The sequence below is a fragment of the Thermophilibacter sp. ET337 genome (assembly GCF_024733715.1).
Lineage (GTDB): Bacteria > Actinomycetota > Coriobacteriia > Coriobacteriales > Atopobiaceae > Thermophilibacter.
The window spans coordinates 316,468-339,105 of record NZ_JANRHO010000001.1; the positions used below are offsets into that span (position 1 = coordinate 316,468).

Genomic DNA, 22,638 nt, shown 5'->3' on the forward strand with positions numbered 1-22,638 from the left:
GCATCTGTCCCCAGAAGGAGCTCATCCCGTGAACCCGCTCAACATCATCCTGACGGTCCTGCTGTTCCTGTCCGGCGCGCTCACCGTCATCCTCGTCCTCATGCACTCCGGCAAGGGCACCGGCGTCTCCGACATGATCGCCTCGTCCCTCTACAACTCCGGCACCGGCTCGGGCGTGCTCGAGAAGAACCTCAACCGCCTCACGGTGATCACCTCCACGGTCTTCATCGTCTGTGTGCTCGTGATGGCGCTGACCTTCCCCACGGGCACCCTCGGCTAGGTGTTGCGTGCCATGACGTTGTTTACGCCGACGATGCGCGACATTGGCGGCTGACCCCCGCACGCGCTGTGCGGACGTCCCCAATTGTAGTGCTCGATGAAGGCGGGCAGGGCCTCGGCCCTGCCCGCCTCGCTCTCCCACGCCCTCCCGTACTGCCACTCCTGCGCCAGCGTGCGGTTCATGCGCTCTACCTTGCCGTTCTGCCACGGGCTGTATGGCCTGGTGTATATGTGGCGGACGCCCTCGGACGCCAGGAGGGCGTTGAACTCGCCCGAGCGGTAGCCGGGGCCGTTGTCGGTCATCACGCGCTCGACCGCGACCCCGAGGCCCGCGAAGAACGCCAGGCAGCGGGACACGAACGCCGAGCACGTGGCCCTCCTCTCGTCCGGCAGCAGCTCCGCATAGGCGACCCTCGAGAAGTCGTCCACGGCGACGTGCAGGCACGACGCCCCCGCGCCGGAGTGCCCGCCGTAGGGGTCCCCGCCCCTGCCGAGGGCGCGCCAGCCGCCGCCGTCGGGGATCCGGGCGACCTTCTTCACGTCGACGTGCACGAGCTCGCCGGGGCGCGACCTCTCGTAGCGCGCGGGCGTGACGGGGCCCCTCCGGCGGACCTCGCCGGTCACGCGGTCGACGTCGGCCAGGCGCGGCAGCCCGGAGCGCGCCACGATCCTGGCGCAGGTGCGGGCCGGAACGCCCGTGGCGGCGGCGAGGGCGAGCGGGGCGAGCAGCATGGAGCGCCTCGCCTCGACGACCCTCGCCTCGGCCTCGGGCGACGTGGACCTCGCGAGCCTGAGCGGCCTGCTCGGGCGGTCGGACATGGGCTCGCCCCTGCGGGACCGGGCGAGCCACTTGCTCGCGGTCTGCCTGCTCACGCCCATCTGGCGGGCGGCGTCCGAGACGCGCATGCCGCCGGCGACCCGGCGGCACAGCAGCTCGCGGCCCCTCGGCGTGAGCCTTGCGTTAGGATGTTGGGACATGGGAGGCCCCCTCTGCCGTAAGCCTAGACAACTCACAGCATGCGGGAGGCCTCCCTATTTGTCACCCTCCGGATGTAAACAACGTATCGGCACTGAACAGCTAGGGAAGTCCCACAGGCGTTGCCGGCGGCCCCTCGGGGCCGCTTTATTTTTAACCGGGCAGTCACTGCGGCGGCTCCAAAGTTTTTGAAATTGGGACTTGCGCCGCGCCGCGCGGTAGTGCATACTACTCCTTGCGCGAAAGCGCAGTGCATGTCGGAGTGGCGGAATTGGCAGACGCGCTAGCTTGAGGTGCTAGTGACTGACTAAAAGGTCGTGCGGGTTCAAGTCCCGCCTCCGACACCACGAAAGAACGCGGGTCCCCTCGGGGACCCGCTTTTCGTATCTCGACAGGGGGCGCGCATGACGAGGTCGGCACTCAGCGTTCGCCGCGTCGAGGGCATCGGCGAGGGGAGCCTCGTCGGAACGCTCTCGCGGCTCCTTCAGCTCACCTGCGAGGCCGTCCTCGTCTTCGACGGGGCGGGCCGCGTCCTTCTCGTCAACGACGAGGCGGCGGAGCTCTTCGGCCCGGAGCGCGGCCAGGTGGGCGCGGACGTGCGGCTGCTCTTCCCCGCCTCCGACGAGCCCGACCCCCTCGTGGCCCCCTTCGACCCGGCGGACCTCACCTTTCCCCTGGACGGCTCGATGGCGCTCGTGGACTGCGCGGGCGCCTCGGGGCGCCTCGTCTCCGTGCGCGTGCGCTGCGACGCCGTGAACGCCCCCGGGGAGACCTACCTGCTCGTGGCCCTCGCCGCCGACGAGGACGCCCGCGCGGGGCGCGAGGGCGAGCGCGCCCTCGACGACCTGCGCCGCGCCAACCATCGCCTCTCCGGCACGCTCAAGATCGTGCTCGACACCATCGACTCCACCGACATCGCGGACCTGTTCGAGCGCGTGCTCGAGGAGCTCACGCAGACCATGGAGGCGGACGGCACGATCGTCTACCTCGCCGAGTCGGACGGCTTTCACCTGCGCGGCGTCTCGAGCGGGCTGGCGGGCGAGAAGATCGCGCGCTTCATGCCCTTTGGCCGCAGCGTCGAGCGGCTCGCCATCCGCGAGGGGAGGGCGGTTCGCCTGAGGGTGTGCCCGCCAACCGGGGACGCCCTGAGGCAGGGCAGGCTCACCACGCGCGAGGTCGTCAACGAGGACACGCACGAGGTGCTGCGCATGAAGAGCGCCCTGCTGCCGCCGTTCACGAGCTTCATCCCCGTGCCGGTGTGGTTTGGCGGGCAGGTCATCGCGATCATCGAGGTGGGCTGGAGGCGCCTGCGCCCTGTGGCCAAGGAGGACGCGCGCCTGCTCGACTCCGTGGCGCACTATCTCTCCGTGCAGCTCGCCGGCGCCTTCACCACCTTCCGGGCCCAGAGGGCGGACCGCCTCGCGGCGCTTGCCACGGACGTCCGCGAGGAGCTGCTCTCCTACGTCGGCGACGGGGACGAGGGCGCCGCCGCGCGCTTCTTCGACGTCCTCGCCGAGGTGGGAGACGAGCTCGAGGCGGCGGTCGTCCGCATGCGCGTGAACGCCTCGCAGCGCATCGTCGTGGCCGACCTGCCGCTCACGGGGACGCGGGAGCTGCCGCTGGACCTTGACGACTTCGTCGCCTCGTACCTGGTCGACGGCGTGGCGGTCGCGCCCATCGTGCCAGACTCGCCGTTGAACGCCTATCTGCGCGACCTCGGCGAGCCGTGTCTGGGCGCCGTCATCGACTTCGGCGCGCTCGAGGGCAACCGTCTCTGCGGCATGGCGCTGCGACCGGACGGCGCCGAGCCCTTCGACGAGCTGGAACTCGAGTTCCTGCGCGAGCTCGCCGTCGACGTGCGCGACATCGCCCGAGGCGCGGTAGCGCGCGAGCAGGAGAAGCGCATCTCCCAGGCGCTCCAGACGGGTATGAGAAACGAGCTCCAGAAGGTCGAGGGGCTCACCGCCCAGGCGGTCTACTCCTCGGCGACCAAGGCGGCCTCGGTGGGCGGGGACTTCTACGACCTCATCCGCTTGCCGGACCACCGCGCCTGCGTGATCATGGGGGACGTCTCGGGCAAGGGCGTCGAGGCCGCCTCGGTCTCCGCCGCGGTGAAGACGGCGCTGGGAGCCTATGCCTGGGAGGGCCTGGCGCCCGCGCGCATGGTGCGCTCGCTCAACGACTTCCTTCTGGGCTTCTCGCGCCTCGAGACGTTCGCGACGCTGTTCGTGGGCATCATCGACCTGGCGACGGGTACCATGCGCTACTGCTCGGCGGGCCATCCCCCGGCGCTGTTCATCCGCTCCGACGCCCAGGAGATCTCCATCCTGGACGTCCAGTCGGGCGTCGTGGGGGCCTTCCACGACATCTCCTACCAGGACGGCGTCGTGAGCTTTGACCCTGGCGACGTGCTCTTGCTCTACACCGACGGCACGACGGAGGCGCGCGACCCCTCGGGCGCCTTCTTCGGCGAGGAGGGGCTGCGCGACATGGTGATGCGCGAGTCCGCCGACGGCAAGCCCTTCGAGGGCTTCGTGGGACGGCTGCTCTCGACGCTCGACGACTTCACGGGCCACAGCCTCGAGGACGACGTCGCCATGGTGGCGCTGCGCTTCGACGGCCTTCCGGGAGGGGTCGGCGCGGGCCCGGGCGAGAAGGGCGCCGCGCATGCGGGGATGACGGCCTCGCGCGGCGATTGAGGCCGTCCCGGGCGTTAGAGCCCGCCCGGTTTGGGGAATAACATCACCATGCCTGACATGGTCAACATAGCCCTGGTGACGGTCGAGGGCGACCTCGACGTGCGGACGGTGCCCGCCCTGCGCAGACGCATCGACCGGCTGGTCTCGGGCGGCTGTCGGCGCATCTTCCTCAACATGGCGGGGGCGCGCTACGTCGACTCCGCGGGGATGGGCCTCATCCTGACCGAGCTGCGCCGCATGCGCGGCGCCGGCGGGCTGCTCTCGCTCATGAACGTCTCGCCCCAGGCCTATCAGGCGCTGCGCCGCATGAGGGTCTTCGACTACATGCCCGTCTCGCGAGCGGGGGAGCGGCGCGCCGTCGTCGCGCTCGACCCCTCGGTCCTGCCCGAGTGGCGCACGACGTTTCGCGTCGAGCCCGCCTCGCTGAGGGAGGCCCGCGAGCGCGTGGGCGAGCTGCTCTCCTCGCTTCCCTTCACCCCCGACGAGGTCTTCGACATGACACTCGCCTCCGGGGAGGCGCTGGGCAACGCGGTCGACCACACCTGCGGGGGCGGCGTGCTGGCCACGGTCGCCGCCTATCCCGACCGCGTCACCATCGACGTCGCCGACTGCGGCGAGGGCTTCGAGCTGCCCGACGACGAGGAGCCCCCCGAGGCGGGGCCCTTCTCGGAGCGGGGCAGGGGCATCCGCCTTATGCGACTGCTCGCCGACTCGGTGAGCATCGCCCACAAGAGCGCCGGCGAGGGCACGGTGGTGCGCCTCGTGAAGCTCTTCGACGACGCGTCGGCCGTTTCCGCAGATGCGGACCTGCGCGCATAGGGCCCTTCACATTTCCTCCATGACTGCCCAACATCGCGCTTGCGCGGAGCCACGGCGGACCGTATTATATTCCTCGCACTTGCGGGCTTAGCGCAGTTGGTAGCGCGCCACCTTGCCAAGGTGGAGGTCGCGGGTTCGAACCCCGTAGCCCGCTCCATGCGAGCTCAGGCCGGATACGTTCGGCCTTTTTCATACGGCGAAGTGGCCAAGTGGTAAGGCACGGGCCTGCAAAGCCCTGACCCCCGGTTCGAATCCGGGCTTCGCCTCCAAGACCTGACGGGCGCCCTCCGGGGCGCCCTTTTCGATGGCACGTCCTCCCGCGCGGGCCGTCACGTCCCGGGTGGGAGAAAAAAGCCCTTGCAATCGTGAGGGACCTCGCGTAGTATATCTCCTTGCGTCGCGGGCTTAGCGCAGTTGGTAGCGCGCCACCTTGCCAAGGTGGAGGTCGCGGGTTCGAACCCCGTAGCCCGCTCCATGAGAGCCCAGGGCCGGTCATTGACCGGCCCTTTTTGTTATCCTGAGGTCCGTTGGACCCGAGCGTTTGCCGGCAGCCTGGAGGCACATGTTTCTCTCGCTCATCTTCGTCGTCTTTCTCTTCGCGGTGATCCAGGGGTTCGTCCGCGTCGTGGTCTACTTCTGGGAGTGGCTCTCCCGGGGCGACCAGCTCGACGAGGACGACGTCGAGCGCGCCGAGGCGGCCCTGGAGGAGTCCGAGGACGCCCTCGAGCGCGAGCTCGCCCGGGCCGGCCGCGCCCGCGGGCTCTCCCGCCTGTTCGCCCGCTGGCGCGCCTCCGCCGCCGCGGTCGACGAGTACCTCGACCACCTTCACCTCGGCTGGTACCAGATCGTCATCATCTTCTTCCTGGGGTCCATGGCGGGCCTGCTCATCGAGGAGGTCTGGATGCTCGCCACGGCCGGCCTCACCGAAAACCGCGTGGGCCTGGTGTGGGGGCCCTTCTCGCCCCTCTACGGCCTGGGCGCGGTGCTGCTCACGCTGCTGAGCTTCTTTCTGCGCGGCCGCGGGGCGCGCGCCTGGCAGGTGTTTGTCGTCTCCGCTGTGGTGGGGGGCGTGCTCGAGCAGCTCACCGGCTGGTCCATGTCCACCTTCTTCGACGCGGAGTCGTGGACCTACCTGCACCTGCCCGACCACATCACCCAGTGGGTGGCGTGGCGGTTTTTGGCCTTCTGGGGGCTTCTCGGCCTCACGTGGAGCCGCGCCGTCATGCCGCGCCTGCTCTATCAGATTGGCATGCCCACCACGCGCCGCCAGGCCGTCTTCGTCACGCTCGTGGCGATCTACCTCGTGGCCGACGTCGTGATGACGCTCGTGTGCTTTGACCGCAAGGCGGAGCGCGACGCGGGCGTGCCCCCGGCCAACGCCTTCGAGCAGTGGGTCGACACCAACTATTCCGACGAGTTCATCGCCGGGCGCTTCGAGAACCTCAAGATCGGGGACGCCCGCGACAAGGTCGACGAGAACGGCGACATCATCCTCGACGAGGTCGGGGACGGGCCGAAGAAGGACGAGGTGTGAGCATGGCCGCGCCGAAGCGAGAGGTATACCTCGACTATGCCGCCGCAACGCCGGTGGACCCGGAGGTCGCCGCCGCGATGCTGCCCTATCTGACGGAGCGGTTCTGGAACCCCTCCGCGCCCTACGCGCGCGCCCGCGAGGCCCGCGACGACGTCGAGCGCGCCCGCGGCTCCATAGCCCGCCTCATCGGCGCCCGGCCTGACAACCTCGTCTTCACGGCCGGCGCGACGGAGGCCAACAACCTCGCCTTCGCCGCCGTCGAGGGCCACGTGGTCGTCGACGCGATCGAGCACGAGAGCGTGCTCGCCTGCGCGGGGACGCACGCCCGGCGCACGGTGCGCGTGGGCGCCGACGGCCTGGTGGACCCCTCCGCCGTTGCCCGCGCGATCCGGCCCGAGACCGAGCTCGTCTCGATCGAGCTCGCCAACGGCGAGATCGGCTGCGTCCAGCCCGTGCGCGAGGTCGCGCGCGTGGTCGCTGCCGAGCGGGCGCGTCGCCTCGAGGCGGGGGAGGGCGTGCCCATCTACCTGCACACGGACGCCTCCCAGGCTGCGGGCGCCCTCTCGGTGAACGTGAGCTCGCTGGGCGTGGACCTGCTCACGCTCTCCGCCGCCAAGATCTACGGCCCCAAGCAGGTGGGCCTGCTCTGGGCCTCCGACGACGTGCGGCTGCGCCCGCTCGTCTATGGCGGCGGGCAGGAGGGCGGCGTGCGCTCCGGCACGGAGAACGTCGCGGGCATCGTGGGGTTTGCCCGGGCGCTGGAGCTCGCCTGCGAGCGTCGTTCCGAGGAGACCCGCCGCCTCGCTGCGCTGCGCGAGCGCCTGCGCACCGGCATCCACGAGCGCGTGGGCTGGGCGGCGGTCTCGGGGCCGCGCAACCCCAAGCGCCGGCTGCCGGGCCTTCTGCACGTGTCGTTCGCGGGCATCGAGGCGCGGCGGCTCGTGATCGCGCTCGAGCGCGCGGGGGTCTCGGCGGGCACGGGCTCGGCCTGCGCGGCGAGCCGCATGCGCGTGAGCCACGTGCTCGAGGCCATCGGCATGCCGCGCCCGCTCGCCGAGGGGAGCCTGCGCCTCACGCTGGGGCGCCCCACGACCGAGCGGGACGTCGACTACGCCGCCGCGGCGATCGGGGAGGCCGTGCGCGCCGAGGCGGCGCGCCTCGGGCTCGACGACGCCGCCCAGACGTCCCGCGTGGCGGCGCTGCTGGAGGGGTGGCGCGGGGCGACCTCGCACGACGCCCAAAACGCGCCGGGCTTTGGCCCCCAAAACGGGCGGTGTGCGAGGTGACCCGGGGCACCCGTCGCGGCGCGCGCGTCTTCTGCGGCCTCTCGGGCGGGGTGGACTCCGCGCTCGCCTGCGCGCTGCTGATGGAGCAGGGCTATGACGTCACAGCCGTCTACATGCGCAACTGGTCGCGCGACCTGCCCGGCTTTCGCTGCCCGTGGGCGGACGACCTGGCCGACGCCGAGCGCGTGGCCGTGACGCTCGGGATCGACCTCGAGGTCTGGGACTGCGAGGCCGAGTACCAGGCGACGGTCGTGGACTACCTCGTGGACGCCTACGCGCACGGCCGCACGCCCAACCCCGACGTCATGTGCAACCAGACGATCAAGTTCGGGACCTTCCTCGACCGGGCCCTCGCCGAGGGGGCCGACTTCGTGGCGACGGGCCACTACGGCCGCGTGGCGCGCGCAAAGGACGGTCGCACGATCCTTCTGCGCGCCCTCGACGAGCACAAGGACCAGACCTACTTTTTGTGGCGCGTGGGCGAGGAGGCACTCTCCCGGGCGCTGCTGCCCGTGGGCGAGGTGGCGAACAAGGCCGAGGTCCGGCGCATGTGCGCCGAGCGGGGCCTTGGCGTGGAGGGCAAGCCGGACTCTGACGGCATCTGCTTCGTGGGGCCGGTCGGCATCCGAACCTTTCTGCTCGACGCCCTCGAGCGCCGCGCCGGCGACGTCGTGGAGTGGGAGACCGGGAGGGTGCTCGGCCGCCATGACGGGGCGTTTCTCTTCACGGTGGGGCAGCGCAAGGGGCTCGACCTCGGCGGCGGCCCCGCCCGCTACGTGGTGTCGACCGACGTGGACGCAAACGTCGTGTACGTCACGGCGGACCACGACAGCCCGGCGCTTCTCACGCGCGAGGTCTCGCTCGAGGACGCGCGCTGGATCTCCGGCGAGCTGCCGGAGCCGGGACGCTACCTCGTGAGGACCCGGCACACCGGCGAGCTGCGCGAGACTCACCTCGAGCTTGCCGAGGGCGGCCCCGTGTTGCGCTTTGACGAACCCGTCCGCCGCGTGGCCCCCGGGCAGTCTGCGGTGCTCTACGATGGCATTCGCTGCCTCGGCGGCGGCATCGTGCGGTGAGCGTGTCACATGTCCCCAAATGGGACATGTGACACATGCTCGGAGGGGGGAGCCATGTCCATAGAGCGCGCCCGCGCGCACCTCGCGCGGTTCGGCCTGGCCGAGAGGGTCCGCGAGTTCGACGTCTCGAGCGCCACGGTGGAGCTCGCCGCGGCGGCGGTGGGCGTGGAGCCCGCGCGCATTGCCAAGACGCTCAGCTTCATGGTCGGGGAGACGCCCACGCTCATCCTCTTCGCCGGCGACGCCCGCGTCAACAACCAGGCGTTCAAGGCGACCTTCCACACCAAGGCCAAGATGCTCACCGCCGAGCAGGCCGCGGAGCTCGTGGGACATGCCGTGGGCGGCGTCTGCCCCTTCGGCGTCAACGAGGGCGTGAACGTCTACCTCGACGAGTCCCTGCGCCGCTTCGAGACGGTCTGGCCCGCGGCGGGCAGCTCCAACTCCGCCGTCGAGCTCACCTGCGACGAGCTCGAGCTCGCCTCGGGAGCGCGCAGCTGGGTTGACGTGGGCAAGGGCTGGAGAGAGGGAGAATAGCCGGAGACTCGGCCCCGCCGCCGTCCCGCGGCACCCGGGGAGCCCCCGGGGCGCTACACTGGAGGGACGGTTCTTGTCGGCACGTCAACTGGAGCGCGCGTGACAGCAGGTCAGGAAGATCAGGACACCAAAGCTCAGGCCAAGGCGCCCAAGAAGGTCGCCCTGAAGGTCTCCGCCGTGCGCTCGGTCTCCGCCGAGGACAGCGCGGCGGACAAGAAGTCCATGGGACAGGTCCGCAAGACCGTCATCTTCCTAGGCTTCGTCGCCGTCGCCTATGCGCTCTACCTCGTCTTCACCGGTCAGGTCGACGAGTTCGTGTCGTCGCTCGCCGGCGTGGACATGAGCTGGATCGTGGCGGGCGTCATCTGCTTCCTGTTCTACTACGTCTTTGGCATCCTCGCCTACGTGCTCTCCGTCGCGGCCGACCCGGACTGCCCGGTGGGCATCCGCGACCTCATGAGCGTCGAGGCGTCGGGCGTCTTCTTCATGCGCCTCACGCCCAACAGCGCCGGCGCCCCTCCGGCCCAGATCTTCCGCCTCACACGCGCGGGCATGTCGGCCGGCGCGGCGAGCGCCCTCAACTTCACGCGCACCATCATCTACGAGACCGGCGAGGGCGTCTTCGCCGCGATCATGCTCGTCTTCTGCGGCAGCTACTTCTACGAGACCTTCGGCGACGTCACGCTGATAGGCCTTTTTCTCTTTGGCTTCAAGGTCGTGCAGGTGGCGGGGTTCGTGGCGCTGTGCCTGCTGCCCAAGCCGGTCATGGCCATCGGCAACTGGGCGTTGCGCTTCGCCAACCGCCGCAAGTGGCTCAAGGACGACAAGTACGAGAAGTACTATGACGTCGTCAACACCCAGGTCATGGAGTTCTCCCGCGCCTTCAAGCGCGCGGCGGCGAACGTGCCCGAGATGCTTGCCACGATGGGCGTGACGCTGCTGCAGCTGGGCTGCATGTACGCGCTGCCGTACTTCGTGCTGTGCTCCTTCGGCGAGCCGGCGGACTTCCTCGTGTGCCTGGCGAGCGGCTCCATGCTCGAGCTGCTCGTCAACGCGGTGCCGCTGCCGGGCGGCGCGGGCGGCGCCGAGGTGGGCTTTGCCTACCTCTTCCAGGACATGTACGGCGTGCACCTCACCGCGGGCTTTGTCATCTGGCGCGCGATCGAGTATCTGCTGCCCGTGATCATCGCCGCGCCGTGCATGGGACTGCGCTCCACGAGCGGCGAGTCCATCAACCGCCGCGCCAAGCGCGTCTGGAAGCGCGTGCGGGGCTTCGTGACCGGCAAGGGCTCGGGCGGCAAGAAGCGCGGGGCAGCGCGCGGCGGCGTCACCGTGAAGCCGGGCGCCAAGAAGAAGGCCGGGGCGGCGGGCGCCGGCAAGAGGCCCGCGGGCGCCTCGGACGTCGAGGCGCGGATCGCCGCCGGCAAGGCTGCCGCCGCCGCGAAGAAGGCCGCCGCCGAGGCCGACGAGGCGCCGGGTCCCGAGAAGGGGAAGTAGAGCGCCTCGCCCCGGGCTCCAGAAAAAAGTCCAAAATGGGGCTTGCGCTCTTGGGTCGATCCTTGCTAATATATCCCTCGCGCTGCGGTCCCCAACGCAGCGGGAACAATATAAGGGCGCTTAGCTCAGGGGGAGAGCGCTTCCCTGACACGGAAGAGGTCACAAGTTCAAATCTTGTAGCGCCCACCAAATTCTCGCAGCTCAGAGCATGTTCGCTCTGAGCTGTTTTCGTATACGCCAAGCCCGGGCTCAGCGTAGCCGTCCCGAGCCCGCCCGCGCTACTCGACCGCCCGGGCGAACTCGAGATAGGTGATGGTCGCGAGGTCCTCGTAGGCGCCCGCCGCGCGAGGGGACGCGGTCGCGTCGGCGACCCAGCCGCCGTCCGCGAGGAGCGCCCCGACGGTGCTTATCGCCGGCAGCTCGTCTCGTGCGACGAGCTGGACCTTCTGGAAGTCGGCGAGCGGCGCGCCGATGGCGTCGAGGACCATCGCGGCGAGGTAGGCGGGGCTCGCGTCGTCCCAGACGCCGGCGGCCTGTGCGCCGTCGTCCTCCGCAGCCGACGCGAGCGGGTAGTTCGCCCACACCGCGTAGGTGGACTGATGGGCCCTCAGCGCGTTCTCGAGACGGTCCGCCCCGGGATAGAGGGCGTCCACGAGCCTGGGCGTGATGTTGGGCTGGTGGTCGCCAAAGAAGACCAGGACCACCGGCTCGTCGAGCTCGGCGAGCTGCCCCACGAAGCGCTCGAGGTCGCGGTCGGTCGAGCTCACGCAGGCGAGGTACTCGTTGAGCGCGAAGACCTGGTTTGACGTGAGCCCCTCGACGGAGTAGCCGGGGCGCAGCGCCTCGTCGACGTTGGCCTGCAGGTAGCTGCCGTGGTTCTGGATCGTGAGGCAGAAGACGAACTGCGGGCCCTCGCCCTCCTCGAGCACCTCGAGCGTCCGGTCGAAGGCCGCGCCGTCGGCGATGGTGCCGTGGACCTGCCGCGCCCCCGCAAAGTCCTCGACGTCGATGAACTCGTCGAAGCCGAGCTCCTCGTAGACGCTTGCCCGGTTCCAGTTGGTCGCCTTGCCCGGATGGATGGCAGTCGTCTTATAGCCAAGAGACGCGAGCTGGCGGGGGAGGCTCGGGGCGTCGGAGAGGTCGTAGAGCGTGTAGGGGTAGCTGCCCCCGCCCACAAAGGCGAGGGATACCCCCGTGAGGAACTCGAACTCGGTGTTGCAGGTCCCGCCGCCCTGGACCGAGACCGCGAGGTCCCCGCGCAGCGCGGCGCCCGGCCAGCTGGCGTAGAACTCCGGCCCCTCGTAGCCCACGCCGAGCCCGTCCAGGAAGGAGAGATCGGCGAAGGACTCGTCCATGACGCAGACGATGCTCGGGCGCTCCTCGTTGAACTGACGCGTGGCGGCCTCGCGCCGACCGCCCTTCTCGGCGTCCTCGTCGTAGGCGGCGGCGTAGCGCGCCTCGAGCTCGGCGGCTTCGGCGTCGGAGTAGCCCTCGGGGCGGTCGATGGACAGGTCCTGCGCGACCTTCACGAAGGAGGGGAGAAACCCGTGCTCGCGGTAGGAGCCGACGGAGTCCCAGTAGTCGACCTCCACCCCGAGCGTCTTGCCCGGGTCGGCGGTCACGCCCGACCAAAGCAGGCTCGCGACCGCGAGCGCGGCGAGGGCGTTGCCCATGACGTTGCCAAAGGCGCCGTCGGGCGTGGAGGGGCGGGAGGGGGCGACAAACGCGCAGAGCCCCACGGCCACGAGCGCGCAGGCGAGGCCCAGGACGACGGAGCTGTCCACGGAGAAGGCGTAGCCGCCGCTGACCTCGGCGGCGGTCCCGAGGGCGAGAAGGTCGGCGGGCATGATCGAGGCGGACTTGAAGCGCGTGACAAAGAACTGCGCCAGGCCCACGAGCGAGAGCGCGACCACGCCCACGGCCATGCCCGCGCCCCGTCGCTGGCAGGAAAAGTAGAGGAAGGCGAGCGCCCCCAGGACGAGAAGGACCTCGAAGGTCGAGAAGGACGGGTCGATCTGGAGGAGGTCGGGGTTCCAGGGGAGCTCGAGCGAGAGCCACGCGAGCGCGCAGGACCCGAGCAGCGCGACGAGCGCGATGCCCGCGCGTATGGCCTCCCGGCGAGTCCGAGCGGGGCGGTCCGCCCCCGGGAGGGCGTCAAGGGCGTCGAGGGCCTGCCTGCGCAGCAGGGCGCAGGCGCCCTCGAGCAGCGCCGCGAGGCACAGCAGCGCGAGCGCGAGCGGGTCGGAGGCGCTCTCGTAGAGCCCGCCCCCGCACCAGGCCAGCACGGCGGAGAGCGCACTCACTGCCGGCAGGAGCCAGAGAAGGTCGGGCAGATGGGCGGGCCTCGCGCGTGCGAGCCTGCGCCGCGGCACGAGGACCGCGGCGGCGACGAGCGCGCTCAGTGCGAGCGCGGCGATCTGAGGGATGGGCTCGAGCATGGGCCTTGCGCACTCCCGCCTGACCTACTTGAGCTTGCTCGCGAACTCGAGGTACGCGACGTACGAGAGGTCGAGGTAGGAGGCGGGGAGGCTCGAGGCGTCCGTCCCGGCGGGCAGCGCGCTGCCGTCGGCGAGCCTGGTGGCGATGAGGCTGATCGAGGGCAGCTCCTCGCGTGCGACGAGCTGCGTCTTCTGGTAGTCGGTGAGCGGCACGCCGATCTTCTCGGCGAGCAGGGCGGCGAGGTAGCAGACGCTCGTGTCGCACTTCTCGCCGTTCGTCGAGCCGGCGACGTCGTAGTTCGCCCAGACGAGATACCGCGTCTCGTGGGTGCGCTGGCTGTGCTCGAGCGTCTGCTCGCCGGCGTAGATCGTGTTGTTGAGGATCGAGGAGAGCGCCGGCTGGTGGTCGCCGAAGAACAGGACCACCACGGGGCGGTCGAGCTGCTCGAGCTCCGCGAGGAACTCGTCGAGGGCGCGGTCGGACTCCTCGATGCAGGCAAGGTACTCCGAGACGCGCATGTTGTCGTAGGGGCTCAGGCCCTCGACGCTGTACTGCGGGACCTCCCCGAGGTTGCACTGGTCGTAGGGGGAGTGGTTCTGCATGGTCACGTCGAAGACGAACTGGGGCTTGTCGCTTTGCTCGAGCAGCTCGAGGACCTTGTCGTAGGTCTCGGCGTCCGAGACGCCGCTGTGGAACCACTCGGACCCCTCGAAGTCCTCGATCGAGAGGAACTCGTCGAACCCGAGCATGGAGTAGACGCGGTCGCGGTTCCAGTTGGTCGCGTAGTTGGGGTGCAGCGCCGTGGTCTTGTAGCCGAGCTCGGAGAACTGGCGGGCGAGGCTCGGGGCGCTCGAGAGGTCGTAGAGGGAGTAGGGGTACTTGCCGTCCCCCACGTAGGCCAGCGGCACGCCCGTGAGGAACTCGAACTCGGAGTTGCAGGTCCCGCCACCGAGCACGGAGACCGAGACGCCGCCACCCAAGATGGCGTCGTCGCGGGAGTTGAAGCGCTCCGGGCCGGCGTAGCCCCAGCTCTCGCCGTCAAAGACGGAGATGTCCGAGAAGGTCTCGTTCATGATGCAGATGACGGTGGGGCGCAGCTCCTCGAACTGCTCCTCGGCCGCGGTGCGTCCCGCCTCGGCGCCGGCGCCCTCGTCGTAGGCGGCGACGTAGGACGCCTCGGTCTCGGCCGCCGCGACGTCCGTGTAGCCCTCGGGCACCTCGATCGGGAGGTCCTGCGCCACGGCGACGAAGGTGGTGAGGAAGCCCTGGCGCTTGTAGTAGTCGAGCGAGTACCAGTACTCCATCCCCACGCCGAGGTCGTCGAAGTAGTTGGGGATTGTGACGCCGGCCCAGAGCGCGGTGAGGGCCGCGAGGGCGCACGCGAGGTTGACGACGGTCCTTCTCACCAGGCTCTGGCTCGTCTCGGCGCGCGTCGCGGCGACCAGCGAGCAGATTGCGGAGGCGATCACCACGCAGCATAGGCCCGTCAGGACCATGCCGTTGACCGAGTACACGTAGCTGCCGCTCACGGCCGCGGCCGTCTGCAGGACGAAGAGGTCGTTGGGCAGGATGGCCGAGGCCTTGAAGTTGGCGATGAAGTACTGCGCGAGGCCGATGACCCAGCAGAGGCCGACGCCCAGGGCAAGGCCCGCCCCGTGGCGCTGGAAGAGGAAGAACAGGACGAGCAGGGCGCCGAGGATGAGGCTCATCTCGATGGCGGCAAAGCCGAGGGCCACGGAGAGCGTCCCCACGTTGTAGGGCAGCTCCATGGCAAGAAACCCGAGCACGGTGCAGGCGAGCACGGCGACGAGGGCCATGAGGGCGCGCACGGGGCCGGCCGCCTCGGGGCTGCGCCGCCCCAGGGCGTCGACCCACTCCATGACGCGGCCGCGGGAGAGCGACACGGCGCCGGCGGCGAGCGACGCGGCGCTCAGGACGATCAGCCCTCGGGAGCTACCGAGGTAGAGCCCCGTCGCGCACCAGTAGCAGGCGGCGAGCAGCGCGGCGACGGGCACGACCAGCCACGCGATCGATCGAGCGAGCTGCTCTCCCAGGCGTCCCTCGCGCCCGCGGAGGCGTCGCGCGACGACGACGGCGCCCGCGACGAGCAGGGCGAGCGAGAAGAGCGGGATTGCGATCAGGGGGGTCATGGGGACCTCTTTCTCGCGCCGTGCGGCGCGCTACTCCAGGTTGCTTGCGAACTCGAGGTAGGTGATGCGCGCGAGGTCGTCATAGGCCTCGGGGAGCGCGTCGACGTCGTCGATGGGAATGAGCGAGCCGTCTGTCGTGTGGACGCCCACGGAGTGCAGGATGGGCATGGTCTCGGTGGCCACGAGCTGGGCCTTCTGGAAGTCGGTGAGCGGGGCGCCGATGGCCTCGGCCATCATCGCGCCGAGGGTCGAGACGCCGGCGTCCAGCGTCTGGGAGACCTGGTCGTTGCCGAGGACGTCGTAGTTCGCCCAGATGAGATAGGTCGTCTGGTAGGTCCGGGCGATATGCTCGGGCGACTCGGGGTCCTCGTCGGCGTAGATGAGGTCGTTGAGCTCCGAGGCGAAGGAGGGCTGGTGGTCGCCAAAGAAGACCACCACCACGGGGCGGTCGAGGTTCCAGAGCGTGGCGAGAAACTTCTGGAGGTCGCGGTCGGACTGCGCGATGCAGGAGAGGTACTCGTTGAGCTGCGCCTGGTAGGACTCGTCGAGGCCGTCGACGGGGCGGTCGACGTAGAGCTCCTCGGGGATGTCGTCGTTCTCGTAGCCGCCGTGGTTCTGCATGGTCACGTCGAAGATGAACTGCGGCTCGTCGCTGCTCCCCAGGATCTCGAGGATCTTGTCATAGGTGACGCCGTCGGTCACCCCGTTGTGCAGTGCGGGCTGGTGCGGGAAGTCCTCAAAGCTCAGGAAGCGGTCGAACCCGAGCTGCTCGTAGATCACGCTGCGGTTCCAGTTGTTGGGGTTGTTGGGGTGCATGGCGGTGGTCTCGTAGCCGAGCTCGGAGAACTGCTTGGCGAGGCTCGGGGACTCGCTGAGGTCGTAGAGCTGGTAGGGGTACTTGCCGTCGCCCACGTAGGGCACGGCCACGCCGGTGAGCAGCTCGAACTCGGAGTTGCAGGTGCCCGCGCCGAGCACCGAGGTCGCGGCAGAGCCGCGCATGAGGGCGGCCGAGACGTTGCTGTAGAAGCTCGGGCCCTCGTAGCCCCAGGCCTCGCCCTCGTAGATGGAGAGGTCGGAGAAGGCCTCGTCCATGATGCAGATCACCGAGGGCCTCACCTCGGAGAACTGCGCCTCGGCGGCCGTCCTCGCCTCGGAGGAGCCGCGGGCCTCGTCATAGGTCTGGGCGTATGACGCCTCGAGCTCGGCCGCGGAGGCGTCGTCGTAGCCCTCGGGGACCTCGATCCTCATGTTCTGGACGAGGGTGACGAAGGTGGTGAGCATGCCGCGGCGGCAGTAGTTGCTGAGGATGTTCCAGTAGTTCGGCTTCATGCCGAAGAGCTTCTCGTAGCTCGGCACCCCCATGCAGCCGCCCAGCGCCACGAGCGCCACGAGCGCGCCGGCGACGTGGGCGCGGACCAGGAAGGCGCGGGTCCTTCCCGGCCGGGGGCTCGGGGTCACGGACAGGGTCGCGACGGCGCAGGCGAGCATGACGCAGCAAAGCCCCAGAAGGACGGGGCCGTCGATCTCGTAGACGTAGCCGCCGCTGACCGTCGCCGCGGTGCCGAGGGCGAGCAGGTCGCTCGGCAGGATGGCGGTCCCCTTGAACTCCTTGACGAAGAACTGGGCGAGGCCGGCGACCCAAAGCGCCGTCACGCCGAGGGCGAGCCCCGCGCCGCTGCGCTGGAACAGCAGCAGCAAGAAGAGCAGGATGCCCGCGATCAGCGCGGTCTCGAGGAGCACGTAGAAGGGCTCGATCTCAAAGGCGAGGGCGACGAAGTTGTACGGGAGCTCGAGCGCGAGGTGGCCGAGGTAGGCGCAGACGAGCAGCGCCGCGGCCGAGAGCCCCAGGCGCGCGGCGCGGGGGTGGGGGGTGCCGTCGAGCAGGGCGAGCAGACGGTCGCGGAAGAGCGCCGCCGCGCCGGCGACGAGCGCCGCGGCGTCGAGGGCCAAAAGCTCGCCGACGCCGCCCCGATAGAGGCCGAGCAGGCACCAGACGGCGGCAAAGAGGAGCGCGAGGGCGGGGGCGGAAAGCCAGCACAGGCTCGCGCCGCGCGGCCGCCGCTCGTGCGCGGCCTCGTGGCGGACGAGGAAAAACGCGCCCCCGGCGAGCAGCGCGAGGGCGAGGAGCGGGCAGACGGCAAGAGATGCGGGCATGACGATCCTTCTCGAACATTGAGCTTACAAACGGCTTATGATACGGCATAGGTTTGAAGGCTCGATGGGCGAGCGTCTCGGGCGGGCTCTCTCCCGGCGGGGTCGTCCCCGCGAATGGGGTACCCCGAGGATGGGGCATAACCGAGATGACGGACAGCACGTGGGGCGGACACCCCGGAGATCTGTCCCATACGGAGAAGGGGGAGCCATGAACGAGGTCATCCAGGCCATGAAGGAGCGTCGCAGCGTCCGCGCCTACACCGACGAGGTGCCGTCCCGCGAGCTGATCGACCAGGTCGTCGAGGCGGGACTGTGGGCGGCGAGCGGCATGAACCGCCAGGGGCCCATCGTCGTCGCCGTCACCGATCGCGCGCTGCGCGACCGTCTCTCGGCCATGAACGCCGAGGTCATCGGCGACCCCAGCCGCGACCCGTTCTACGGCGCGCCGGTCGTGCTCGTGGTGCTCGCCCCGTGCGACCAGGCAAACCGCGTCTACGACGGCAGCCTCGTCATGGGCAACCTCATGCTCGCGGCGCACGCGCTCGGGCTCGGCAGCTGCTGGATCCATCGCGCCCGCGAGGAGTTCGACACGCCGGAGGGCAAGGCCATCCTCGCCGAGCTGGGCGTCGAGGGCGACTACGAGGGCATCGGCCACTGCATCTTGGGCTACCCGGCCGAGACGCCGGAGGCCAAGCCCAGAAACGACGGGCGCGTCTTCTTCGCCGAGTAGTGTGGAAACGGGACAGTCCCTTTTCCACGCCGGGGCGAGGCGCGCGACGTGCTAGCCTAGTGGGTCGTCGGGCATGCCCGGCGACCCCTTTTCACGTCGACGAGAGCGGGGACAGGTGGACCTCAGCCAAGCCATAGAGTGCGCGAGCGCCTTCGTCTTCCCGGGCTTTCTCACGGACGACGCCTCCCTCTCCGCGGAGCGCGCCCGAAACGAGGAGGCCCTGGGCGTCCTGCGCTCCGCGTGGGCCGAGGCGCCGGCGGGCCGCGAGCCGTTCTCGTATGACCTCGTGCGCTCGCTCGCCGACCGCAACCGCGACGTCTGCGACCGCTTTGGCATCGAGAAGCTGCGCGACGTCTCCGCATCGAGCCTCGCGCGCGGCCTCTCCAACGCCGATTTGATCCACGCCGTGGCGGTGCTGCAGCACCGGACCGACGCCAGGGTCACGGCACTCTCCGGCCCGGACGCGCGCGACCTCAACGTGGCCTGGGTGGACGCCCCGGTCTCCGGCATGGTCGTGGGCATCGACATCGAGACCACCGACCGCGACCCCGCGCGCGGCTACATCATCAACGTGGGCCTCGAGTTCATGACCGTGGGGCCGGACGCCAAGCCCCACGACCCGTTCTCCGGCTACTTCGGCCTGCCCGATATGTACGCCGAGAAGGGGGTGCCGCTGGCGGACATCCACAAGATCGAGTGGTCCGACCTCGAGGGGAGGCGCCCCTTTCGCGAGGACGCCCAGGTGCAGAGGGCGCTGCTCGCCGCGCTCACCGCCTACCCGTTCATGGCGCACAACGCCGCCTTCGAGGACTCCTGGTTCATGCTGCACATCGACGGCTACGCCGAGGCCCGCAAGGCGGGGCGCGTGGTGCCCATCGACACGCGCGACATCTGCCGTCGAGTGGACCCCGAGACGCGCACGCTGCCGCACGAGATGCGCCCCGCCTCGCTCGAGAGCTGGGCGCTGCGCCGCGGCACGCTCAAGCCCGGCGAGTCCGAGCGACACCTCGGCCTCGACGACGTGGAGCTCATGCTCGCCACCGTGCAGGCCGAGTTCTCCGCCCGCAACATGCTCGGGTGAAGCGAGCGTCGGGGAGGCCCAGCATGGTCAGGGGAATCGGCATAGACTCGGTCGACATCGAGGAGATGGCGCGGCTCGTCGCCGACGAGCGCGGCGCCTTCGCGCGGCGCACCTTCACCGAGGCCGAGCGCGCCCAGGCCTTCTCGCGCCACGACGCCGCCGCCTGCCTGGCAGGCAAGTTCGCCGTCAAGGAGGCCGTCTTCAAGGCCCTCGCGCGCCACACCGCGGAGGGCTTCGACTTTCGCCGCGTGGAGACCCTCGAGGACGAGAGCGGCTGCCCGCACGTCACGCTCGACGGGCCGCTCGCGCCGGTGCTCGCCGAGGCAGGCGTCTCTGAGCTGCTCGTCTCCATCACCAACGAGCGCGGCGTGGCGACGGCCGTCGTCCTCGCGCAGTAGCGCCCCCGCCGTTCCCTGTGCATCGGCACAACGAACGGCCGCTGTCCCGCCGCCTTTTGTGTTTTGCATCCATTGGGCGGCCGTCTCGCCCTCTCCATACTGTCTTCACGAAGGGTTACAGGCCCGGGCACGGGGTCCGGGCCCCGACGCGCATGCCGCGTCGGGCGGCTATCAACGGAGAGGTGACTGCCATGCCCATGAAGAACTCGACCAAGCTTGTGAAGGTCCTTCTGACCAACATCCCCATCGCCGTGTGCATCTCGCTCGTCGCGAGCTACATCGGCATCAGCTCCGCCGGCGTCCCCGAGGAGGCCTTCATGCCGGCCTTCCTGTCCACCGCCGCCATCAACATCGTCATGGCCTACGTCATCTCCTTCTTCATCGGCTGGTTCATCCCGGCCGAGAAGTGGGGCTTTGCCTTTGCCGGCGCCTTCGGCCTCAAGCCCACCGACGGCATCAAGTTTGGCCTGGTGCTCAACATCGTCGTGAACACCGTCTACGTCGTGGTGAACGCCGTCATCCTCACCTTCGTCAACGCCAACGTCATGCAGGGCATGCCCATCTCGATGTTCCCGATGGCGCTGCTCGGCAGCTTCTTCCAGTGCTGGATCGTGGGCTACGTCGTCTCCCTGCTGTGGGCCCAGCCGGCCGAGAAGATCGCCCGCAACCTCATGAACGACCCCGCGCCCGACATGCACTAAGCTCTTCTTGCCCCGCGCTGAACGCAACGGCCCGCCCGCGCCCCGCGCCGGCGGGTCTTTTCTCATGGGCCAAAGGCGCCTCGACCTTTGCCCGCCGTCCGAAGGGAGAAGCCGTGGACGGACTCATCACCTCAGAGCTGGTCGAGCCCGGGCTCTGGCGCCTCGCCGACCCGATGGGCTTTCTCGCGCACCTCGTGGTGGGGGAGCGGGAGGCGGCGCTCGTCGACACCATGCTCGGCCTCGGCGACGTGCGCTCCGTCGCCGAGGGGCTCGCGGGAGGCCGGACGCCTCGCGTCCTGCTCACCCATCGCCATCCCGACCACGTGGGCGGCGCGTATCGCTTCGACGAGGTCATGATGCCGGCGGAGGAGGACGGCCACTGGGACGAGACGGAGCGCTTCGCCGCGGAGCACCGCGCCGCCGGCGTCGCCGCCGACCCGCGCCTGGCCGACGCCCCGTGGGCGATCTCCGAGCGCGCCCGACCGCGCGTGACGCACGTGGCGGAGGGCGACGAGCTCGACCTGGGCGGGCTCACCCTGCGCTGCGTGGCGCTTCCGGGGCACACCACGGGCTCGATGGGATACCTCTGCCCGGAGCTCGGGGTGCTGCTCTCCGGAGACGCCGTGACGCCGATCATGTGCCTGTGCTTCGAGGAGTCTCAGCCCATCTCCGCGTGGCGCGCGACCCTCGACAAGATGGAGGGCCTGCCCTTCGAGCGCTTCTTCACGGGGCACCACCGCCACGCCTTCACCAAGGCGGACCTGCCGAGCTGGCGCGCCGCCGCCGACTTTGCCGAGCGGGACCGCGGCATTGCCTGGCACCACGCCGACGTCGCGGAGTGGGAGGGCACCTGTCACCTGTGCCCGTGTCCCACCGCCGACGTCGACAGCCCGGACTTCCGTGCGGTGATCACGCGCGGGCTGCCGGCGCCGCGCAGGCGCGGCACAAGAGCGCCCCGGGCGTGAGGGGGCGCCCGGGGCGGGAGAGGACGTGCGAGCTGCTCGGCGGTTACGCCACGTGCGGCCTCGCCTTGAGCGAGAAGAGCGCGAGCACGAGGCACACGGCCATGCAGCCGTAGCCGAGGACAAACATCAGCGGGTAGCCGCCCGCGGAGTCCACGACCAGGCCCCAGAGCACGGCGGCGACGGCGCTCATGAGCGAGCCCACCATCGAGACGCGCGAGTAGATGTTGGTGTAGTCGGCGCTGCCGAAGACGGTGCGCACGAGCAGCGGCGTCTGCACGGTGGTCATCGCGTAGACCACGCCAAAGAGGAAGGAGCCCACGAGCAGCAGCGCGAGCGCGCCCGGGAAGAGCCACATGAGCGTGACGCCGGCAACGCCCGCCCCGATGCCCAGCACCACGCCGGCGTGCACGGAGCGGTCGTTCACGGCGCCGAGCACGACCTTGCCCACGGCCTGGCCGCCCATCGCGGCGCTCGCCACGATGCCGGAGGCGGCGGCGATGGCGGGCATGGTGTCGGCGAAGGACTGGGCGTAGCCGGCAAGGAACTGGTAGATGGTCTGGTTGAGCGTGATCACGCCGCAGAAGGCAGCGAGGGCAAAGAACGCCGGCATGCGCATGGCGCGCTCCGCGGGCACGCCGGAGAGCTCGGCCTTCGCGCCGTCGCCCGCGGCCGCCTCGCCGGCGCCGTAGGGGGCAAGGCCCTTGTCCTCGGGCCGGCTGCGCACCACGAGCAGCGTGAACGGCAGCGTGCCCACCGCCACGATCGCGGCGAAGACCAGGTAGGCGGTGCGCCAGCCCTCGGCGCCGGAGTTGATCAGCGCCGTGCCCACGGGGTTGAAGACCACGCCGCCGATGCCGGTGAACGCCATGCACAGGCCCACGAAGAAGCCGACGCGCTTGACGCACCAGGCGTTCACGAGCGTGGGCACGGAGAGGTAGATCAGCGGGCACACGCCTACGCCCAGGACCGCACCGCAGACGTAGAACTGCCACATGGCCTGGCACTGGCTCATGCCCGCGAGGCCGAGGGCGCACAGCACCACGGCCGCGGAGAGCACCGCCCGCGCGTCGAGGCGCGAGAGGAGCTTGCCGGCCACGGGCAGGGTGAGCATCTGGGCGATGTTGAGCACCGAGAAGTACAGCGTGAACTCCGCGGTCGCCACCCCAAAGTACTGCGAGACCGGCGTGAAGAAGATGCCGGCGCACGACAGCACGAGCGCGCAGGGGAGAAACGTTATCGCTATGCAGGACGCGACGATGGCGTAGGCGTAGTGGAACCCGCCCGCCCTCGCGCCAGTCTCGACGTTCTTCTCGGTCATGG

General features: G+C 70.0%; 18 protein-coding genes and 5 tRNA genes. 18 read left to right on the plus strand and 5 right to left on the minus strand.

Annotated features, from left to right (window positions below):
• The first annotated feature begins 28 nt into the window (after nucleotides 1-28).
• Entirely contained in the window at nucleotides 29-280 is a 252-nt protein-coding gene (gene secG, locus NW198_RS01425; protein ID WP_087313295.1) for a preprotein translocase subunit SecG, read from the plus strand.
• Here the strand turns inward: secG and NW198_RS01430 are convergent.
• The gene (locus NW198_RS01430; protein ID WP_258339730.1) at nucleotides 277-1,257 is read right to left on the minus strand and encodes an IS481 family transposase; all 981 of its coding nucleotides are present in this window, start codon (nucleotides 1,255-1,257) and stop codon (nucleotides 277-279) included. The two genes, secG and NW198_RS01430, sit on opposite strands and share 4 nt — an antisense overlap.
• Nucleotides 1,258-1,511: 254 nt before the next feature.
• On the opposite strand from NW198_RS01430, the gene NW198_RS01435 reads away from it, so the two are divergent.
• The 12 genes from NW198_RS01435 to NW198_RS01490 all read left to right on the plus strand — a co-directional run bounded on the left by NW198_RS01435 (nucleotide 1,512) and on the right by NW198_RS01490 (nucleotide 10,889).
• Nucleotides 1,512-1,602 (plus strand) — tRNA-Leu (locus NW198_RS01435).
• A 57-nt stretch (nucleotides 1,603-1,659) separates the two neighbouring features.
• Nucleotides 1,660-3,954, plus strand: coding sequence for a GAF domain-containing SpoIIE family protein phosphatase (locus NW198_RS01440; protein ID WP_258339731.1), 2,295 nt, complete (start codon nucleotides 1,660-1,662; stop codon nucleotides 3,952-3,954).
• Between the two features lie 48 nt (nucleotides 3,955-4,002).
• A complete protein-coding gene (locus tag NW198_RS01445; protein ID WP_258339732.1) occupies nucleotides 4,003-4,773 on the plus strand; it encodes an anti-sigma factor antagonist in 771 nt (256 codons plus the stop codon).
• 81 nt (nucleotides 4,774-4,854) lie between these two features.
• Nucleotides 4,855-4,930: transfer RNA gene (locus NW198_RS01450), tRNA-Gly, on the plus strand.
• Nucleotides 4,931-4,968: 38 nt separating this feature from the next.
• Nucleotides 4,969-5,042: transfer RNA gene (locus NW198_RS01455), tRNA-Cys, on the plus strand.
• Between the two features lie 130 nt (nucleotides 5,043-5,172).
• Nucleotides 5,173-5,248 (plus strand) — tRNA-Gly (locus NW198_RS01460).
• 87 nt (nucleotides 5,249-5,335) lie between these two features.
• A complete protein-coding gene (locus NW198_RS01465) occupies nucleotides 5,336-6,307 on the plus strand; it encodes a putative ABC transporter permease (RefSeq protein ID WP_258339733.1) in 972 nt (323 codons plus the stop codon).
• Nucleotides 6,308-6,309: 2 nt separating this feature from the next.
• Complete coding sequence (locus NW198_RS01470) at nucleotides 6,310-7,593, plus strand: cysteine desulfurase family protein (protein WP_258339734.1); 1,284 nt, start codon at nucleotides 6,310-6,312, stop codon at nucleotides 7,591-7,593.
• Entirely contained in the window at nucleotides 7,590-8,669 is a 1,080-nt protein-coding gene (mnmA, locus tag NW198_RS01475; RefSeq protein WP_258339735.1) for a tRNA 2-thiouridine(34) synthase MnmA, read from the plus strand. Before NW198_RS01470 ends, mnmA begins: the two co-directional genes overlap by 4 nt.
• 54 nt (nucleotides 8,670-8,723) lie before the next feature.
• A complete protein-coding gene (locus NW198_RS01480) occupies nucleotides 8,724-9,203 on the plus strand; it encodes a YbaK/EbsC family protein (RefSeq protein ID WP_258339736.1) in 480 nt (159 codons plus the stop codon).
• A 99-nt stretch (nucleotides 9,204-9,302) separates the two neighbouring features.
• Nucleotides 9,303-10,700 carry a lysylphosphatidylglycerol synthase transmembrane domain-containing protein gene (locus tag NW198_RS01485; RefSeq protein ID WP_258339737.1) on the plus strand — a complete coding sequence of 466 codons (1,398 nt, stop codon included), beginning with the start codon at nucleotides 9,303-9,305 and terminating at the stop codon, nucleotides 10,698-10,700.
• A 114-nt stretch (nucleotides 10,701-10,814) separates the two neighbouring features.
• A tRNA-Val gene (locus NW198_RS01490) sits at nucleotides 10,815-10,889 on the plus strand.
• Nucleotides 10,890-10,978: 89 nt separating this feature from the next.
• Here the strand turns inward: NW198_RS01490 and NW198_RS01495 are convergent.
• The 3 genes from NW198_RS01495 to NW198_RS01505 are packed head-to-tail and all read right to left on the minus strand — an operon-like array spanning nucleotide 10,979 to nucleotide 17,443.
• Nucleotides 10,979-13,138 (minus strand): LTA synthase family protein, encoded by a 2,160-nt coding sequence (locus NW198_RS01495; protein WP_258339738.1) that lies wholly within the window; start codon nucleotides 13,136-13,138, stop codon nucleotides 10,979-10,981.
• A gap of 24 nt (nucleotides 13,139-13,162) precedes the next feature.
• Complete coding sequence (locus tag NW198_RS01500; protein WP_258339739.1) at nucleotides 13,163-15,289, minus strand: LTA synthase family protein; 2,127 nt, start codon at nucleotides 15,287-15,289, stop codon at nucleotides 13,163-13,165.
• A 30-nt stretch (nucleotides 15,290-15,319) separates the two neighbouring features.
• Nucleotides 15,320-17,443 (minus strand): LTA synthase family protein, encoded by a 2,124-nt coding sequence (locus NW198_RS01505; RefSeq protein ID WP_258339740.1) that lies wholly within the window; start codon nucleotides 17,441-17,443, stop codon nucleotides 15,320-15,322.
• A gap of 208 nt (nucleotides 17,444-17,651) precedes the next feature.
• Between NW198_RS01505 and NW198_RS01510 the strand changes: the two genes are divergently transcribed.
• The 5 genes from NW198_RS01510 (at nucleotide 17,652) to NW198_RS01530 (ending at nucleotide 21,318) form a co-directional block, all read left to right on the plus strand.
• Complete coding sequence (locus NW198_RS01510; protein ID WP_087313279.1) at nucleotides 17,652-18,173, plus strand: nitroreductase; 522 nt, start codon at nucleotides 17,652-17,654, stop codon at nucleotides 18,171-18,173.
• Nucleotides 18,174-18,288: 115 nt separating this feature from the next.
• Nucleotides 18,289-19,254, plus strand: coding sequence for a 3'-5' exonuclease (locus NW198_RS01515; RefSeq protein ID WP_258339741.1), 966 nt, complete (start codon nucleotides 18,289-18,291; stop codon nucleotides 19,252-19,254).
• A 23-nt stretch (nucleotides 19,255-19,277) separates the two neighbouring features.
• Nucleotides 19,278-19,652 carry a holo-ACP synthase gene (acpS, locus tag NW198_RS01520; RefSeq protein WP_087313275.1) on the plus strand — a complete coding sequence of 125 codons (375 nt, stop codon included), beginning with the start codon at nucleotides 19,278-19,280 and terminating at the stop codon, nucleotides 19,650-19,652.
• A gap of 191 nt (nucleotides 19,653-19,843) precedes the next feature.
• The gene (locus NW198_RS01525; protein WP_087313273.1) at nucleotides 19,844-20,353 is read left to right on the plus strand and encodes a hypothetical protein; all 510 of its coding nucleotides are present in this window, start codon (nucleotides 19,844-19,846) and stop codon (nucleotides 20,351-20,353) included.
• Nucleotides 20,354-20,466: 113 nt separating this feature from the next.
• Nucleotides 20,467-21,318: an MBL fold metallo-hydrolase gene (locus NW198_RS01530; protein WP_258339742.1), complete on the plus strand. Its 852-nt coding sequence runs from the start codon at nucleotides 20,467-20,469 to the stop codon at nucleotides 21,316-21,318.
• Between the two features lie 43 nt (nucleotides 21,319-21,361).
• Here NW198_RS01530 and NW198_RS01535 read toward each other — a convergent pair whose 3' ends face one another.
• Nucleotides 21,362-22,636 carry an MFS transporter gene (locus NW198_RS01535; protein WP_258339743.1) on the minus strand — a complete coding sequence of 425 codons (1,275 nt, stop codon included), beginning with the start codon at nucleotides 22,634-22,636 and terminating at the stop codon, nucleotides 21,362-21,364.
• Nucleotides 22,637-22,638 lie beyond the last annotated feature (2 nt).